Genomic DNA, 18,159 nt, shown 5'->3' with positions numbered 1-18,159 from the left:
ACATTTTATAAAGGTAAAGTCAACAACGCAATGGCCTTGTCTTTAATTTTTAAAGCTTCTTCTTTAGGCAAAAAATCTTCATTAGACATCAGCGCAAAGTCCATTTGATCCTGATAGGTTGTTGTCACTAAAGTGTTTGAATTTAACCACGGAAATGCTACTGTTGGACTAAAAATATCTTCCAGAATAAAATTTTTGTAAGCATTCGGGATTGGAAGGTTACCCATATTAGAAAGCGTCAGATCGTGTCCGCCCCGGCTTGTTTTTAGCAGCGCAATCATGCGATTGACCAGAGGGTGCATCTGCTCTCCCATCCATAACAGTTCCCGAGCGTTCATTTTTTCTATTTTTTGAGTAAGCTCCTTTTTGATATGTTTGGCTTGGTCGAGTACCTGAGAAGTTTCCTTTTTTAAGGATAGTTCTACCGTCGGGGCAAAGGCAAACATATGATCCTTTTTGATTTCGGGAATAAACCGGCGAATATCAATTGGACTAATTACCTTATTTTTAGCCAATTTACCTTGTACGTCCTGAAAAGCTTGCATAAACGCTGTACAAAGAAGCGCATGTACAGAAATACCACTCTCTTTACATTGCTGCGTTATACCTGCTGAGTTTGTTGGATCTAATTTCCAATGAATGGCATAATTTTTTCCAAGATTTCTTTTTTTATTTTTCCGTTGCACCAAAAAGAAGCATTTTCCCAAAAGCAAATAAAACTTTGCTTTGTGTGTATTTTTTTGAATATCAAACTGTGGCGATAAAAAATTATTTACCGATTGAAATAGTGGATAAGGTTCCAACTCAAGGGTCGGATCATCTATTAAAGCAAGTAATTCCTGCATCAAAGTTACAAAGCCGGTTCCATCGCAGATACAATGTGGTAATACTAATAACAATTCAGATAACTCCTCTCCTTTAATCCATACCAATTGAGCCAAAGGAGAGCCTTCTTCTTTAAACTGTCGATACCATTCCTGTTCGGATTCTATTAACCAATCTGTATCTGTTTGACGTTTTACGATACGAAGCGGAATAGGTTTGATATTTTCCCTGACAACGTAAACAGGATGTCGCTTATCCTGTAAATCAACTTCAGCGCGAAGCAGAGGGTGCTTACTTTGGATTTTTGCTAAAGCAATTTCAATGTTTTCTTTTGGAATTTCACCTTTTATTTTTGCCGTAAATACACAGTTTAAAGGCGTAGTGGCATCAATATACATGATTCGTTCCACTAATAAGAGTTTTCGTTTGATCATGAGGCTGCTTGATAATTTAATCGGCGTTTAATAGAATCAATTATTTCATCGCGAATGGCTAAGGCTTCGTTGTAAGGCAAATAACCTTCACTTCCCATAAATGTGAAGTCCATAACACCTTGATACGTAGAGGTGATCATCGTAGTTGTATTGCCCAGTGGCCCAAGGACTGATGGACTAAAAATAGTTTCCAACGCAAAGGATTGGTATTGATGTGGTATCTGAATACGTCCCAAGTTAGAAAACATACAATCATTAGATGACTTTCCTCGTTTTAGAAGTTTTGTAAAATTGTTTAACGCACTATGGGCAGATTCCATAACCATCATGGTGATGTAGGGATTAAGTTTGGCTGTTTTGCGATCTACATCATGCTGCATTAAACGTAAATTGTTTAAGAAACCGAGTTTGGGATTTGATGATACCACAATCATCAAACCAAAAGCAAAAATATGATCTTCTTTTATCTGAGGAGCAAATCGCCTGATATCTACCGGACAAGAAACCTTATTAAAAGCTTTGTTTCTACGGACTTTTTTAAAGGTGTCCAGTACAGTAGCACTTAAAAAAGTATTGACCGTAATGTCTAGTGATTTGCAGTGCGAGATCAGCTCTTGACTCGTGGTTTGATCTAATTTCCAATGAATCAAATAGTCCGTTTGTCGATCAATTGCTTTTCTGCTCACGGGAATACATTTGATCGCTAATGTTGCTAACCGACCCACCATTTTTGCCTTAAACCTTTGTTTCTTATTTTTTAAAATAGGTGCAGGAACAACATCCTGAATTCCTAAAATAGGATTCTCTATGCCTATATCAGCTGTCGGATCATCCAATACTTTTAAAAATTCATAAAGTAAATTCATTGCAGAGCCGCCATCACACAGGCAATGATGAAATACCAGCAACATATCTGAGCTATCGTTTCCTTTGATCCACACCCAACGAATCAAAGGTTTGTTTTTGTAATCAAAGAGAGTATGCAATTCTTGCATAGCTTCTTGTCGCCAGTCTTCTTCACTTTTTTGCTCCACAATGCGAATAGGAACGGGATTCGTTTGTTTAGACACTTCAAACCATGGAACATTCTTCTCATCAAGACGAACGAGTGCCCGTAACCAGGGATGTTTTTTCTGAAGTCTGCCTAAAGCATCCTCAATTTCTTTTTCCTCAAATACACCACGCAGGCGAAAAGGAATAACAACATTGAATGGTTCTTTTCCTTCACCCAATAACATGCGCTCTCCAAATAACAATCTTCTTTTCATACTTTAAATTGCAGCTAATAACGAACGTTCTTGTCTTACAAAATCTTCCAATAATGCAACCGCCTGATCATTACCGCCTGCTGCGAGAAAAGCTGCCTGAACTTCTTTGGCTGCATTTCTGTATTTAGGATTCTCTAAGAGTTCAAAGACAGTCTCTCTCAAATCATCAATTCGGAGTCGTTTGTATCGGATACTGATGCCGCAGCCCGCCTGTTCAATCAACTTTGCCGTATGGAAGTGATCGTAAGCGATTGGTGTAATCAACATCGGCAGACCATTGGTAAAGGTATCGTTCACAGTATTGAAACCACCGTGACAGATCACCATATCCATATGAGGCATCAATGTAGATTGTGGCACAAAACCGTTTACGATGAAATTAGCAGGCCATTCGTCAAATATTTCGGGCGGTGTTGCTGCAATAATAGTAACGGGTTGGTCTGCAAATGCTTCAATGAGTTTACCGAAAAACGCTTTTCGAATATCAACTAATAAGGTACCCAATGATACAAATATTTTTGGTGTTGTGCTGGCTGCCAATCGTTCCCAGTCAAATGGACTATTATTAGGGCGACCTTTAACCGGACCTACAAATTTCATGTGCGAAGGTACGGTTTCAAAACCGGCAAATGCTTGTGAGGTAAAGACCAGATTTAATTGATGAGAATGTATAAAGATACCCTCATCCAAAATACCAACCTCTTTTTGTAGCTCTTTGATTAAATTTTGTTGCCATTCGAATATTTTAGGAGCGCTTTTCTCTGTGTCGCCCATGACATCCGGTGGCACAGGGGTTGTCGTTACAGAAGGTATACGATTCTTATGTGCGAATAAAGCCCCACCAAAGGTGATACAATCATTGATGATTACATCAGGTTGCCAATGACGGAGTAGTGTTTCTAATCCCGGCATCATCATTTTAGCAAAAGGAACATAGGTTTCTTCCAATGCTAATTTCATGACTTCAGGTCCGGAACAAGAAGGGCCATCATCTTGCCTTTTTAATATCTGTTTGAGTTCATCCTGAAAAGGTATAAGCTCCTCTTCGGGATAAATATAGGTTCCTCCTTTTGGAATATGTTCCTCCGCCAATGGTGTAATACCAAACCATCTTACTTCATGACCGCGAGCAAGTAAACTGGCGCCCAAACTTAATGTAGGACTGATATGCCCAAAAAATGGAGGAACAACAATAAGGAATTTTGCCTGAGATTCGAGAGCTGACTGCGCAGGAGCTATCGCACGTTCAAGCAAATCTGCTGCGGTCTTCGTTCCGCCTGTATCTATAAAAGATTGACGAACTTTGAGAGCGGCTTCCCGATAGTGTGCCTGATTCAGGATATCATGAACACGATCTCTCAGGTGATTGGCTTTAAATCGGTTAAAATTAAGACGTTCGCCTGCACCGGTACGTACGACACGCCCGGCAACATGTGATTGATCATAGGCGATCGGAATAACAACAAGCGGCAGACCATGCGAAAGAGTTTCTGAGACCGTATTGTGTCCGCCATGGCACACAACAGCATCTAAATGTGGTAACAAATCCAATTGTGGAATTTGCGAATAGACCATGAAATTTTCAGGCCACTTATCAAACAGACTTGAATCTGAAACCACTACAACCGTCAAATCTTCCTCCTGAAATGCATCGATTACCTTTTGAAAAAACGCTTTCTTATGCTCATGGTCGAATGTTGTACCTATGCTGACTAAAATTTTTTTCCTTGAATTACTTTTCAGTTGCTCCCAATCGAAAGCACAGGATAAACGGCGTTCTGTTAGTACCGGGCCTGTAAATTGATAATTGGAGGTGAGATCCATTTCTCCAAAGAAATACGGAGAGGTTAACACTAAAGTAAGAAGATCCGAACAAGCCAACGATTGTTTTTCTTTGACACCGAGTTCTACTTGTAACGCCATAATCTGCTTGACTTCCCATTCATGTACTTTCGGTAGTTCACTGACAATTTTAATTGCTGCCGGAGCCGTTACCGAGGTCGCACAAGGACGATTAACCTTTTTTGCCGCAATTGCCGCTGCAAATAATTGATGATCACCGATTACCAAATCCGGCTTATAAACTTCCAACAGCTTAACGATTCCTTTATAACAATGTCTATTTAAAGGAATCAATACGTCTTCATATAAAAACTTGATACTATCGATACCGTAAACAACTTTTTTTGAAATGATGTCCAGATAATGTTCACTCTCTCTTTTTTCTTCGTCTGTCTGATCGTACTGAATAAGCAATAGCTCTCCGCCTACAGGAAGTTTGGACTCTAAGTTTTGGTCAAGACTGATCCAGGCTACTTGATGTCCTCTTTCTAAGAGTTCGGCACCAATGCTCAACGTAGGATTGACATGACCTGTCAGCGGGGGAACAACAAATACAAATTTAGCCATGGTTTTGTAATAAAGGGTTAGTTAAAAATTGAACAATAGTTTCTGCAATCCGAATGGGTTCTTGAATGGGAATATTGTGATCTCCATCGATGAGCTTTAGCTCGGCCGTATCAATTTGAGATTGCAACCATTCTCCTGTCGGTTTACAATTGGAATCCGATCCATATAATAACAAAGTAGATAGACGCAATTCCGAGATAGGAACCTGATGTAAAAAATGCTTTTCTTTAACCATATCTGCTTTGATACTGGTCTGATTAAATAAAAACTCGTATAACCGATGGTTTTTCTCCAACTGCCTTTTCCCCATTTTCACTTTTGTGGTGTCTGTAAAATTGGCTACATAATGTTCGAGAAATTCCTTGCTGTATGCTTCAATTACATCTCTCGCTTTTTCATCTTGCGGATCCGGTGCTTCAATGATAACCAATTGATCTAAACGTTCTGGGACTATCAATGCGGTTTGGAGTGCAATAAGCCCTCCAAAACTATAGCCAACAAGTTGTGCTTTTTTGATTTGGAGGTAATCCATCATTGCGATTAAATCGGCTGACATATTTTCTAAATCATATCCTTCTGCTACACGCTCACTCCTGCCATGACTTTTCAGATCATATAGAACCACGTGAAAGTGCTCTGCCAAAATAGGAGCAATAGTAAAATAATAAATAGAAAGATTGCTGAACATACCGTGGATTAATACCACGGTATCTTCGGCCTCTTTATTTAGTTCTTGTATGTGAACTTTTTTATTATTGACAGTAATTATTGGCATTCGTAGATATAATTGATGATCTTATTCAGATCAAGATTGATCAGTTCATCAAGATCCATAGCAGACAACCAACCCGTGAAATCAATTTGATCTCCAAAGTGTTCTTTGATTTTTTCTGAAAAGGAAACAATCTCTATACTGTCCATTTCCAAATCTTTAGTAAACGAACTTTCCGGACTGATATCCATCTCTTCTACAAATTCTTCACCGATAATTTCCGTAATAAACCCCTTTAACAGGTTGAATAACTCCTCATGATTCCTTTTTAATGTCGTGTTTAAAGTGTCCATCCGATTATATAATTTTGGCGTTTGATTGTTTTGATTTCTATTTGATCGATCCATAAATGATCTCCTTGTATGCGTGCTACTTCATATCTTTTGGGGTTTCCTTTTAACCCCGTTCCCAATAATTTCCCGTAAGCTTCTTTTGCTACCCAAAATCGGGTGGTCCATTCGGCTTGGTCTCGTTCTTTTAATAATGCTACTTCTGCATCGGTGAATACCAATTGATAAAATTCAGGGCTGCGTTCAGCAATGGTTTCCATGTCTATTCCAACTGGTTTGTCCTGCCGTGCAATTGCTACTGCCTCTTTACCTTTATGTGCCAATGAGATTTGGATCTGTTCTGTGGCATTCCCTTTAAGATAAGGTTTGCCAACCTCATCGGAACAAATTTCAAAGGTTATGGGGTAACTGGGTTGCTTTTTCTGTTCACTCAATAGCTGTCGGACGGCATCTTTTACCGCTACACGACTTACCATCCAATTTTTTCTGCGATTGGGTAACAGATCCTGATAGTATTGCTTTTCCTTTTGATTGAAATACCGTTTCAGTATAAAATCCCAGGAACTTACACGGGAATAGGCCTGATGAAAGAAAAAGACCTGTGGAGCGATTTCTTCTGAAAGCCGGTTATGTAATGGCGACATGGAAACATTCCATAAAGCTTCGTCAATTTCTAATCTTCGGTTTTGCCATCCTTTTATATCGCACCAAACTTTTCCGTTTCTTTGAAGTACTATATTGGCGATTGCAAACTCATCGTTTAATTCGGTCTGTACACAGGTACATTCAAATACACCATCCTGATCGTGCATATCTTCAAAAAATTCAATTTGTTTGATTTTGACCGGGAAAGCAATGCGATCTTTGGTTAAAGTAAGTTGCAACCATAATCCAAATAATTGCCCGGCATTGTCCAATAGAGAACCCTTACCCCCATTCCCTTTTATTTGTCCAATAATCCCTTTCTTTCCAACAGCTGATATCGCTGTAATCCCTTGATAAGCTTCTCCATGGAACATATGTTTCTCGTAGATTTCTTCAGGAGTTCGATCAATAGGCAATCGCTCTCCTATAGACAGATCAAAAGTAGGTTGTTGCGGATGTGTTGTTGCTAAAAAGACTTCCGCATTCGCAAAATTCTCGATATCCAAATAAGCGTGATTGTTGGAACGCCAAACGCCTTTTATTGTTTTTTCAAAAGGCTTGGCAACATTCATCCATTGAAAAACACTAACGTGCATGATCTTGTGAATTTTTGTTTCCGGTTGTTCTGCTTGTGCTGTTTCTGCTAATAATTCAAAAATCATAGTCATCGGAATCACAGGTTCCATATCTGCAACATTGGACCAGCCTTTGGGTTGTCGCAAAAGACTGTGATCAATCAGATAGGGATGTGTTCCTAAATTGACTTGTAGTGCTTTAGAAAAACTACTGTTGACCAATTGTTTTTTCGTTAATACGGGTGTGGAGATAGCCGTCTGCGTATGATTTTCAAAGACGTTCAATACCTCTTCCTGCATTCGGATCATATCGGTTATACTGTCCTGAAATGCCTGAACCAGTGGATGACTTATTTTTGCCGCTGCTTTAGGAAAAGCCTCTTTTGGTCGTATTATATCGATCGATTTTCGCAAGTTTTTTATGGGTTCAAAATCACGAACAATGGGTGATCCCAATTGTAATTTTATGCCTTTGCCTGGCACTTTTTTTCTGTGATTTTGTATGTCTAAAAAATCGAGTGCCAAAACTTTGCCTTCTACAAATAAGGCTGCTACTACCCGTTGTAACTGAGCAAGTGCAGTTCGGGTGGCTACACTTGAAGCCAGTGTACTGAATGCTCTCCCTTTTAACGTATCATCAATAAAACCGATTAATCCTCCCGTACCTACCTGGATAAAAAAACGGACTCCTTCATCATAAAGCTTCTCCGTCAGTTCGCGGAATCTTACAGGCTGTACAAGATGTTCGGCGCTTAGTTTACGAATGGACTGCTGATCTGCCGGATAAGGCATAAGTGTGGTGGCAGACCACAATGGGATTTTTGTTTTTTGGAAATGAACTTTTTCCATACCGGCTAAAATCACAGGCAGTTTATCTGCAACAAAAGGAGAATGAAAACCGGATTGAAATGGTAAAATCTGGTGGAATATCTGTTTTGATTTTAGCAAAGGGGTCAATTCCTGTAGGGCAACATGGGTACCACAGAGAATTACCTGCTGTGGGCAATTATCATTTGAAACATAAAGGTTAGGAATTTGTTCAATCAATGGCGCTACCTGCTCAAGACCTGCTCCAATAGCAATAAATTTAGAGTCTTTTAGTTCAAATGTTTTGGGATCAAGAGCATCGATCAAATCCTTAACGGAACTTGCTTCAGCCAAATCTGAAGCATATCCCGCTAACCATTCCCCCATACTATGTCCGGCATTCATATCCGGATAGATTCCCAATTTTTTCAAAGCACTGTCCAGTATGCCGCAATTGTTAAAAATGCCCAATGCCTCGTTTAAAAGTCCTTCACCTTCTGTTGCTATTGGTGCTGTCAATCCAAAATATTGACTGACAGTTTCAACTTCGCCTTTTGCTAAACCATCCAGTCCCGGGAATACAAAGGCTACTTTGCCACCGGCCTGTAAAAGAGGAGTTGAGGTATACCATATATCTTGTCTATTGCGCCACGCATTATTTTTCGACACAATTTTGATTGCTTTCTGGATACGTTCAGGGGTTGGATCAAATAACGCAATTCGGTAATCGCCATCTCCCAAAGAAGTATCGTTATCCCGCAGTGCCGCAAGCAATGCTTCACGTGTTGATCTGGCAAGTAACAATACTTTGTCTTTTTTGGGCACATCATACCCTTTCAGGACTACGTGAGCGTTGATCCCTCCAAATCCAAATGCATTTACTGCCGCAATCTTTGGCAAACCAGTTTGTGACCAGTTTTTGGCTTCTTGTATCGGTGTAAATCTGGTGAGCTGTAGAGCCGCAGTTGGTTTTTCACAATATAACGTAGGCGGCAATATGTCGTGATGCAACGCCAGACAGGTCTTTATTAAACCTGCTATTCCTGCAGCAGGCATAGCATGACCAATATTGGATTTAACAGATCCTATACCGGCACGTGCAACTGCTTCTTCTTTACCAAAAAATTGAGCCAGCGTTTGTAGTTCTGTTTTATCTCCCAACGGCGTTCCTGTGCCATGAGCTTCCAGATAACCGATTTGTTCTTTATCTAAATTGGCATTTGCCCATGCTTCTTCTAATGCTTTTAACTGACCTTTCACGGAGGGGCTCATAACACTTGCTCCATTACCATCACTGCTTACACCTACTCCTTTAATGACCGCATAAATTTTATCCTGATCGCGTACCGCTTCTTCCAACCGCTTTAAGACAACAAAACCACAGCCTTCCCCGATAAGCAGTCCGTCTGCCTCTTCGCTAAAAGGTTTAATTTGTTGCTGATACGATAAGGCTCCCAATTGGCTAAAGATACTCCAGAATGCAGCATTTTGACCTGTATGCACCCCACCCGCAATCATCATATCACTGCGGCCACGTTGCAACTCTTGCACAGCATGGTCAACGGCTAAAAGAGCGCTTGCACATGCTGCGTCTACCGTGAAAGCAACACCTCCAAGATTGAATCGGTTGGAGACTAATGAGGCTACAAGATTGGGTATTAACCCCATGACTGTATCGGCAGAAAACCGCCCTTTGCGTTCCTGAAATGCTTGTTTTACTTTTTCAATAGCTGCTGAAGAAACCTCAGGCAATAGCTCCTGCAAAATCGAACTGATCTGCTCGCCTGTACGTACAATTTCAATGGCACGTGTAGCTCCGGGACCTGTATAATTTCCTTTTCCGATGATAATCCCTGTTCGTTCCAATGAAACTTTTTTCTGGAATACGCCTGCATCTTCTAACGCTTTTTGAACGAGATCAAGTGTTAACAGGTGATCGGGTTCAGTGCCTTCAACAGCAAGAGGCAAAATACCAAATGCAGTAGGATCAAATTCATAATCCGGAATAAACCCGCCACGATTACAATAAAAGCGGTCTATAGCTTCCTTGCTATCGCTAAAATGGATAGGATCGATGCGCTCCACCGGAACTACTTGGGTAGAGTCGACTTTATTAATGATATTCTGCCAGAATGCCTCGGCGTCTTTTGCTCCGGGAAACAGGCAAGATAAACCTATAATTGCAATATCTGTTTTTTTCATAAGAGATGAATACAGCCGTTTTTACCAATTCTTACCGGACATGATTAATACCTGACTTTCTGTTCCATACTTGATTTCGTTAAGAAATAGCTCTTTTCCTTCCTCTAATGGGATCAACGAAATTCCACGACGTTCATACTCATTTTCCAATGATGCCGAAACCATTCCTGCACCTTTCCATGGTCCCCAATTGATCGAGATTACTTTTCCTTTTAACCTTTTGTTTAATGCATTGGCATAATCATCCAACACACTGTTTGCTGCTGCATAATCAGTCTGTCCTTTGTTACCATAGACCGAAGCAATGCTTGAAAACAGCACTACAAATTGACAATCTGAACGCAATTGTTCCGCCAGTACACGTAAAGGTTTTACTTTGGTGTCAAAAACACGTTCAAAAGAACTGGTTGTTTTCTGTTTGAAAAGTTTGTCCTCCAAAAGACCAGCCCCATGAATAACACCATCTAATTGTCCATATTGTTCATAAATATCATGGAGAAGCTGAGTCAACCCTTCTTCATCACAAACATCTAAGGACTGATATACTACTTTATTTCCCAACTGTTCCATATGACGAATGGTACGCAGGATTTGATTGTTTTTGAAAATTCGCAAAGTCTCTTTTTCAATTTGAGGCGGAGTGTTAAAATGACCGGTCTTGATTAGGTAACTTCTGATTTCTTCTTTTGATGTCATCAACTCTACTTCTTTTGAATCGGTACTAACTTCTCTTGGATCTGTTGATCTGCCAACAAGAATATAGGTACACGGATAAGCTTCAGACATATGTTTTACCAGTTCAGAAGTAATACCCTGTCCTCCTCCGAGGACTAAAACAATAGATTTTTGATCCAGTTGGATGTGTGCCTCGTCAAGAGCTGTTAACATGGGCGAAGGTATCAAGTCGACTTTATGCCGTTGATCGTGTTTGTAAATGACCTCAGCGGATTGGTCTTGTGTTAGAATCTCGCGTAATGCAATTGCTGCTATTTGATCTGTTTCCTGTGGGGTATGGAGACTGATCAGCCTGCAGTTGGTTTGTTCGAACTCACGGGCTAAACTTTTAAATAAACCCGGATGACCTTGATAATGACGTAGTGCACGAGCTTCTTTTAGTTCTTCAACATGTGCCGGGATATCGGAGATCAAATAAATCCATTGCGCTTTTTCAAGATCCATCTTTTTAATAAGACCAACGTGATCGATAATACTATGCTTAACATCCGCAACGCCTATATCGGCAATAATCAATCCATCAAAGAGGGTCAGATCTTCTTCTGCACGAACCAATTGTGCAATGGCGCCCTGTTGTTCCAATATTGTTTTAATTGCCCTCGTTTGTTTTCCATTGTCCGGGGCTATTGCGAATCGCTTTCCTTTTAGAATTTCAGTATTTTGTGCTTCGGAACTAGCGGTTGGTATCAAATCAAATCGCAGACGGGTTACTAAACTTTGCACGGGTTCCGTTGTGCTCATTTGACTTATCCAGGTCGCTAGACCATTTAGCGTTTTTATGGCTGCTAATTTTTCCATCAAATCCTCAGCTTGCTCCTTATCATCACCAAATCCGATTTTGATTTTTAGATCGCCGATAATTTCCATTCGTTTAATGGAATCTATACTTAAATCTGCTTCCAGATCCAGATCCAGCCCTAACATTTCTTTTGGATAGCCTGTCTTTTCACTAACGATATCTAAAATGGCAATTTGCAGTTCTGCCAATGTAATGGTGGTTTTATCTGCTGTTACAGATGGTTCGGGTGCTAATTCAACTTTTGTTGCAGGAGAATCAACAGTACCCGTATATGCAGTAAGCCAGCTTACAAGTGCATTTAAAGTTTTTATTGCCGCCAGTTGCTCCATCACTGTATCTTCATTTTCATGAGCAATGTTGAGTATGCCAAGCTCACTGCGGACTGTTCCTATGATTTCAACTCTTTTAATAGAATCGATACTGAGATCAGCTTCCAGATCCATCTCCATTCCTAACATTTCATGCGGATAACCTGTTTTTTCGCACACTACTTTTAACAACAAGGATTTGATGTCTATTGATGGTGTTTGTATGTCTACTGTAGGTATCGGTTTATCCTTGGTCATTAGTGTTGGCACTACTTGATCCTTGGTTGTATTTTCTGCCGCTGTAGCATAAACCGGAATAGGACGCATGTGTTCCTGTTGTCCTAAGAAAGAAAGCATGACATCTCGTTGCGCCTGAACCAACATGTTCATATTATTCAAATATTCTTGCAGGACATGTTCTGCGGCAGGTTGTGTCGTTGGTGTCTGGATTATTGTAGTGTTTGTCATTTGAATCGGAGTTACTATAGGTAAGGCACCGTGAGCAGGTAATGTACCTGTTGTCGGATGAGCGGCTTGTCCATTTATGCGCCAAATCGTTGGACTTTTCCGGTAAAGATCGGGTTGATCGATCTGGATTAAACTCGCGTGTCTGTCTTCAAAAAGTTTATCTAAATTTAAGGCACGACCCGTTCCAAGGTATTGTGCAAACAGACGAAGGAGATGGACGAGACTATTGTGATTGTTATCCTCGACGTGTAATGTCAGCTCCTCTTGATTCAGGGAAGCTTTTGTTAATGCGCTCAATACTCTTCCGGGACCTACTTCAATAAATATCCTCGCTCCATCGGCATACATGGCCTGGATTTCGTCAACAAAATGTACAGGTTGCACCAAGTGATCGGTCAATTGTACTTTGATATCAGATACCAAGTCAGGATACAAGGCTGCTGTGGTGTTGGACCAAACCGGAATCTGCATTTCCTGGAAAGGAACTTCTTTCAAGACATTCGCATACAATTCTTTGGATTTGATCACCAGTGGACTGTGAAAAGCACAAGCCACTTCCAGTTTTTTAGCTGAGATACTTTCTTTTTTAAGTCGTTCCATCAATTTATCAATCGCTGCAGTACTTCCGGCAACAACGCATTGAGTTGGTGAATTATAGTTAACAGGATAGCAATCCTGATGTTGATCAAGAATCGTTTTCAGGCGATCTGCATCACTATTTACGGCTATCATAGTACCAGGATCCCCTTCTTCGACAGCATCTAAAATGGCTTGTGCCCGTTTACTGCTGAGTTCAACTAATTGTTGTTCGTCAAATACACCGGCAAAACATAATGCCGGTAATTCTCCATAACTATGTCCTGCCACCATATCAGGTATAATACCGAATGACTGTAGCAATTGCGCTAAGACAAGATCTACAATACCTAAAAGAGGTTGTGCCAGACGTGTATCCTTAATAGTTTCTTTTTGTTTTTTTAATGTCGCAGTGTCAAATGTCGCTGCAGGGAAGACCACTTTTTCCAGATCAGGATATTGCGCTATAAGTTTACGCATCGCCGGAAACAGAACAAATAGATCTCGTGCCATATGAGTGCGTTGACTGCCCTGACCCGGGAACAAAAATGCCGTTTTACCTGCTCGTTTGTTGACCATAAAAATATCTTTACTTTCAATACCCGTTAACAGGAGTTCGATTTTCATCATCAAATCTTCGGCTGTATCGGCTACAATACTTAGTTGGATCGGTTTTTCGGAACCGGCGACCAAGCTATAGGCAATGTCTTTTAAAGATAAACTATCATTGATTTCCAATAAAGTTTTGACCTGCTCTAATTGAATTTTGGCCTGATCATAATCGTCTCCACGGAAGACAAACAATTCGGATGGCCACGATTGTAAAATGGCAGCTTCTTCTTTTTGTGGATGATTTTCGATTACCATATGAAAATTGGTGCCCCCAAAACCAAAGGCGCTGATACCGGCATACCGTTTTTCTTCGGACCATAATCCTGTTTCTGCGTGAAATGCAAAAGGACTTGTAGCTGCATTGAAGTAAGCATTAGGCTGTTGCAGATGAAGAGTTGGAGGTTTTACTCCATGAAATACCGCCATAGCCGCTTTGATAAGTCCCGCCAAACCGGCAGCACATTTGGTGTGCCCAATTTGAGTTTTTACAGAACCGAGATGGGTCTGAGCCGGCAAAGCTCCGGATCTGCTAAATAAATTGGTGAGCGCGCTAAGTTCCGTTTTATCTCCGACTACCGTTCCGGTACCATGAGCCTCAACTAAACCAACTGCTGCGGCACTAATACCTGCCTGATCATAGGCACGTTCTAATGCGCGTACCTGACCAATTTTTCGCGGTGCTGTAAGACCAAGAGCCTTACCGTCGCTGGATCCACCGACACCTTTAATAACAGAATAAATACGATCACCATCACGTAGAGCATCTTCATATCGTTTTAAAACCAAAATAGCTACCCCTTCACCAAGAGCAATACCATCGGCAGCATTGTCAAATGTGGCGCAGCGCCCTTTTCGAGAAAGCGCATGTGTGCTGGAAAACATCAGATAATCGTTGATCCCATTATGCAAATCTGCTCCTCCGGCAAGTACCATATCCGATTTACCCAATATCAATTCCTGACAGGCTAAATCAATAGCAGCCATTGATGAGGCACAGGCAGCATCTACAGTAAAATTTCTTCCCCCCAGATCCAAACGATTTGTGATTCTGCCAGCAATAACATTGGCTAATATACCCGGGAACGAATCCTCGGTGGTGTGTGGGAATGCTTTTTCCACTTCTTCATGAAGCGTTCCAAAAACTTGTTTATAGTACCCTCTGAAACTGTAACTGTTGGCAAGATCATTCCCGCCTTCAGCGCCAATTATAACCGATATATTTTCTCTGTTGATTTGTTTTTCACCATAACCGGCATCTTCCATAGCACGTTTAGCTACGAGTAAGGTTAAAAGCTGAGTGGGCTCTATCGCTGCAAGTGATTGTGGTGGAATTCCAAAATCTAATGGGTCAAAATCTATTTTTGGAATAAAACCGCCCCATTTTGAATGCGATACATCTGAACCATTAGAATCGGGCTGATAATAAATCTCTTTATTCCATCGTTCCTCCGGCACTTCGGTGACACAATCTTTTCCAAGAATGATATTGCGCCAGTATTCTGCTAAATTTTTTGCACCCGGAAACACACATTCCATACCTATAATAGCTACGTCCAACCCTTTTTCAGTTGATGTAGGTTTTTCCGGTAGCGTTGCCTGTTCAATATATTTTTGATTCTCGATAGCAACATCATGATGGAGTGATTCAAGTGTAATCACTTGATTGTGCATAGTGGCGACTTGTCCGATCATGTACATGCCTAAATCGAGCTGTTGGTTTTTAGGTATAGTGACAAGTGCTTCACCTTGACGGTCAATGCCTTTTGCTGCAATTCGGAGACGTCCTACATTGAGTTTCTCTAGCTGTTCCCAAATTTGCTTTTTGTCCGTTCCATTCGCTAACAGTTTTTTCTTCTCTTTCTCGAAATGTAAAGCGAATGCTGTATTCAGGCAACGTGTTTCATGACCCGGTGCGGTTTCCAACAGCACGGTATCTTTGGCTTGCATCGCTTGTTCCTGAAACTCTTGCTGAATAGCACCAGTACTTACAGCTTCCTGTGTATACAAATAGGCTGTTCCCATCAATACGCCGACTTTTACACCTCGGGCAGCGAGAGGAGCGGCCATGACAGATACAAAGGCTGTGGAAAAAGCATTATGAATTCCACCGGCAAAAAATACACTTATATTTTCCGGATGTTCTTCTTTTAGAATACGTTCGATTTGTTTTTCCCAAAGTACGGTGCTGGAAAGCGGTCCAACATGTCCACCACATTCGCGACCTTCAAATATGAAATTTTTGGCTCCTTCTTTTAGGAAAATATCCAATAAAGCAGGTGATGGGACATGCAAAAATGTTGTGATACCGGCTTTTTCAAATACTTTAGCCTGTGCAGGCCGACCTCCGGCGATTAGTACTACCGGCGGTTTAGCTTCAAGGATATAGGCTGTCTGTTCTTCCCGCAATTCCTGCGGTGCAAAACCTAATATCCCTACACCCCAGGTTTTATCTCCGACCAATTTTTGAGTTTCCACGATTAATGCTCTTGCTTGTTCCCCTTTGATTAAGGAAAGCGCTATAAAAGGTAAAGCTCCAGTTTCTGCTACAGCTTGGGCAAATGCCGGAACATCACTCACACGGGTCATTGGCCCCTGAGCAATGGGGTAACGCAGGCCGAGTTGTTTGGCCAAAGGATTGTTTTGATCAATAATCTGAGAAGCTTTGGCTTGTTTCAAATGGCCATACATCGCTTCTTTAAATCCGAAAATCAATTTTTTCAGCGTTTTGAAATTTTCATAAAGGTCTGCTGCTAAAGCAATATCCTGCCCCATAGGAATGTAACTTTTACCAGGGTCAAGATCTTTAAAATAATGCGCTAACTCTTCAATGTCGACATTTTCAGATAATACAGGTGAATTGGGTCTAACCAATACGCGATGATTGGCGATGATCCTGGTTTCTGTTCCATTTAATTTTGAGCATAATTTTTTGAGATCTTGCGGAATGTTACTTTCCGGATATAGTGCCAATTGACTGTCTAATACCACCCCTTCTGCTCCAAGTGCTTTTGCAGCAGCGGCCGTATGAAGACCTATTCCGCCTTGTACCCATACCGGTATAGTGTTGATCTCTTGTATGACACGTTGAAACAGAACAAATGTAGATTCATAACCCACTAATCCTGAAGCTTCGTTTCCTTTCACAATAATTCCAATAGCTCCGAGTTGTTCGGCTTTTCTGGCTTGCTCAAGGCTAGTTACCTGATAGATCCGTGATACGTCAGGATAAATGTTTATTGAGATCCCAAATGGAAGGATAGCAAAACTTACCTGATCGGACAGTTGAAGTGCTGTCAGGGTATCATTTGTTATACATATACCATACGAAGGTATACTTTTTATCTGCTCAAGTTGATTTAATGCTTCCTGAGCGATTGCGATATCATGTCCTAAACTTAATACGGGGAATGCTCCGGCCTGAAATAATTGAGACATCAGGTGGACGTCAGGCTTTTCAAAAGGCGTTACTCCTATAAGGGTTAAATCTTTCATACGTTGATAATATTTAAATGATAATTGGAGATCAAAAAATTATAATCGAGACCTTTTCAGTAATATTCGTTAGTATGGTATAGTGGAATAAAAGTAACTAATTTCTTCTAAATTTTAAACAATTAAGTAAATTTTATAATGATTTTTTTACAAAAACTTTAAATGCAGACTTTTTTTAGGTTGTTGGTAAAAAATAACTTCTTTTTTTATCATTTATATAATTGTTCCTGATTCTTTTATATTATTACCAACTTATTTATTTCTTTTTTTAGGTAACTAAAGAGGTAATTTTGCTCTTACAATATTGCTTTTCAATTCAATTACAACTAATTAAGTTTTAAATTAACTTCTTACCAGAACTCAATTGTATAATGGATTTACTTATTTTTTTGCTAACCTTGAAGAAGGTTGGCAGAATGGTTTATTTTTAGTCTAAAAACTATTCATGTACTGTCTCGTTTGTCAGATTTAAGAGTATCTACCTGATCGAAGTCACAGAGCTTTGCAATTAAAAAGAGCTTCGACTTCGATCAGCCTGACAAATTAGGGTGATTATGAATTGAGTTCCGTTTTTTTGTATTTGCAAAAATCTAAAACGTTTTTACACGAAAAGTGACTCAACCCATTTTTTAATATAAAGGTAATATTACCTTATAGTATACTGCATTTTTCGTTTTTCAACATGAAATAGAGTCAGTTACATCTATTTTATATTTTTCCTTGTGGGAAATAAGTAATAAACCTATATTTGCATCCCGCTAGTCAATAGTAATATTTTCTACGGGGTGTAGCGTAGCCCGGTTATCGCGCCTGCTTTGGGAGCAGGAGGCCGCAGGTTCGAATCCTGCCACCCCGACAAAAGTCTTTTCATCAATTTGAAAAGACTTTTTTTTTTGCCTTTCAATAAAATTAATCTGAGACAAACTTAGAACATACAAGAAT

At 40.2% G+C, this 18,159-nt stretch carries 7 protein-coding genes and 1 tRNA gene; 1 reads left to right on the top strand and 7 read right to left on the bottom strand.

The annotated features are described in order from the left end of the window. Window positions 1–5: 5 nt before the first annotated feature. The 7 genes from G3A47_RS08930 to G3A47_RS08900 are packed head-to-tail and all read right to left on the bottom strand — an operon-like array spanning window position 6 to window position 17,217. Entirely contained in the window at window positions 6–1,259 is a 1,254-nt protein-coding gene (locus G3A47_RS08930; protein ID WP_166921817.1) for a condensation domain-containing protein, read from the bottom strand. Continuing rightward, entirely contained in the window at window positions 1,256–2,527 is a 1,272-nt protein-coding gene (locus G3A47_RS08925; RefSeq protein ID WP_166921816.1) for a condensation domain-containing protein, read from the bottom strand. The genes G3A47_RS08930 and G3A47_RS08925 overlap by 4 nt, the downstream gene beginning before the upstream one ends. A 3-nt stretch (window positions 2,528–2,530) precedes the next feature. Then, entirely contained in the window at window positions 2,531–4,936 is a 2,406-nt protein-coding gene (locus tag G3A47_RS08920; RefSeq protein ID WP_166921815.1) for a glycosyltransferase, read from the bottom strand. Further along, a complete protein-coding gene (locus tag G3A47_RS08915; protein ID WP_166921814.1) occupies window positions 4,929–5,711 on the bottom strand; it encodes an alpha/beta fold hydrolase in 783 nt (260 codons plus the stop codon). Before G3A47_RS08915 ends, G3A47_RS08920 begins: the two co-directional genes overlap by 8 nt. Next, window positions 5,702–6,001, bottom strand: a complete 300-nt coding sequence (locus tag G3A47_RS08910; protein WP_166921813.1) for an acyl carrier protein — start codon at window positions 5,999–6,001, stop codon at window positions 5,702–5,704. Before G3A47_RS08910 ends, G3A47_RS08915 begins: the two co-directional genes overlap by 10 nt. Then, a complete protein-coding gene (locus tag G3A47_RS08905; protein ID WP_166921812.1) occupies window positions 5,989–10,227 on the bottom strand; it encodes a type I polyketide synthase in 4,239 nt (1,412 codons plus the stop codon). Before G3A47_RS08905 ends, G3A47_RS08910 begins: the two co-directional genes overlap by 13 nt. A gap of 21 nt (window positions 10,228–10,248) precedes the next feature. Continuing rightward, window positions 10,249–17,217: a type I polyketide synthase gene (locus G3A47_RS08900; protein WP_166921811.1), complete on the bottom strand. Its 6,969-nt coding sequence runs from the start codon at window positions 17,215–17,217 to the stop codon at window positions 10,249–10,251. A 781-nt stretch (window positions 17,218–17,998) separates the two neighbouring features. Between G3A47_RS08900 and G3A47_RS08895 the strand changes: the two genes are divergently transcribed. Then, window positions 17,999–18,073 (top strand) — tRNA-Pro (locus tag G3A47_RS08895). Window positions 18,074–18,159: the final 86 nt, after the last annotated feature.

Source organism: Flavobacterium poyangense (genome assembly GCF_011751075.1).
In the GTDB taxonomy this organism is placed as follows: Bacteria; Bacteroidota; Bacteroidia; order Flavobacteriales; family Flavobacteriaceae; genus Flavobacterium; species Flavobacterium poyangense.
The sequence above is the reverse complement of the archived record's forward strand: the minus strand, read 5'-3'. Positions and strand labels throughout refer to the sequence as shown.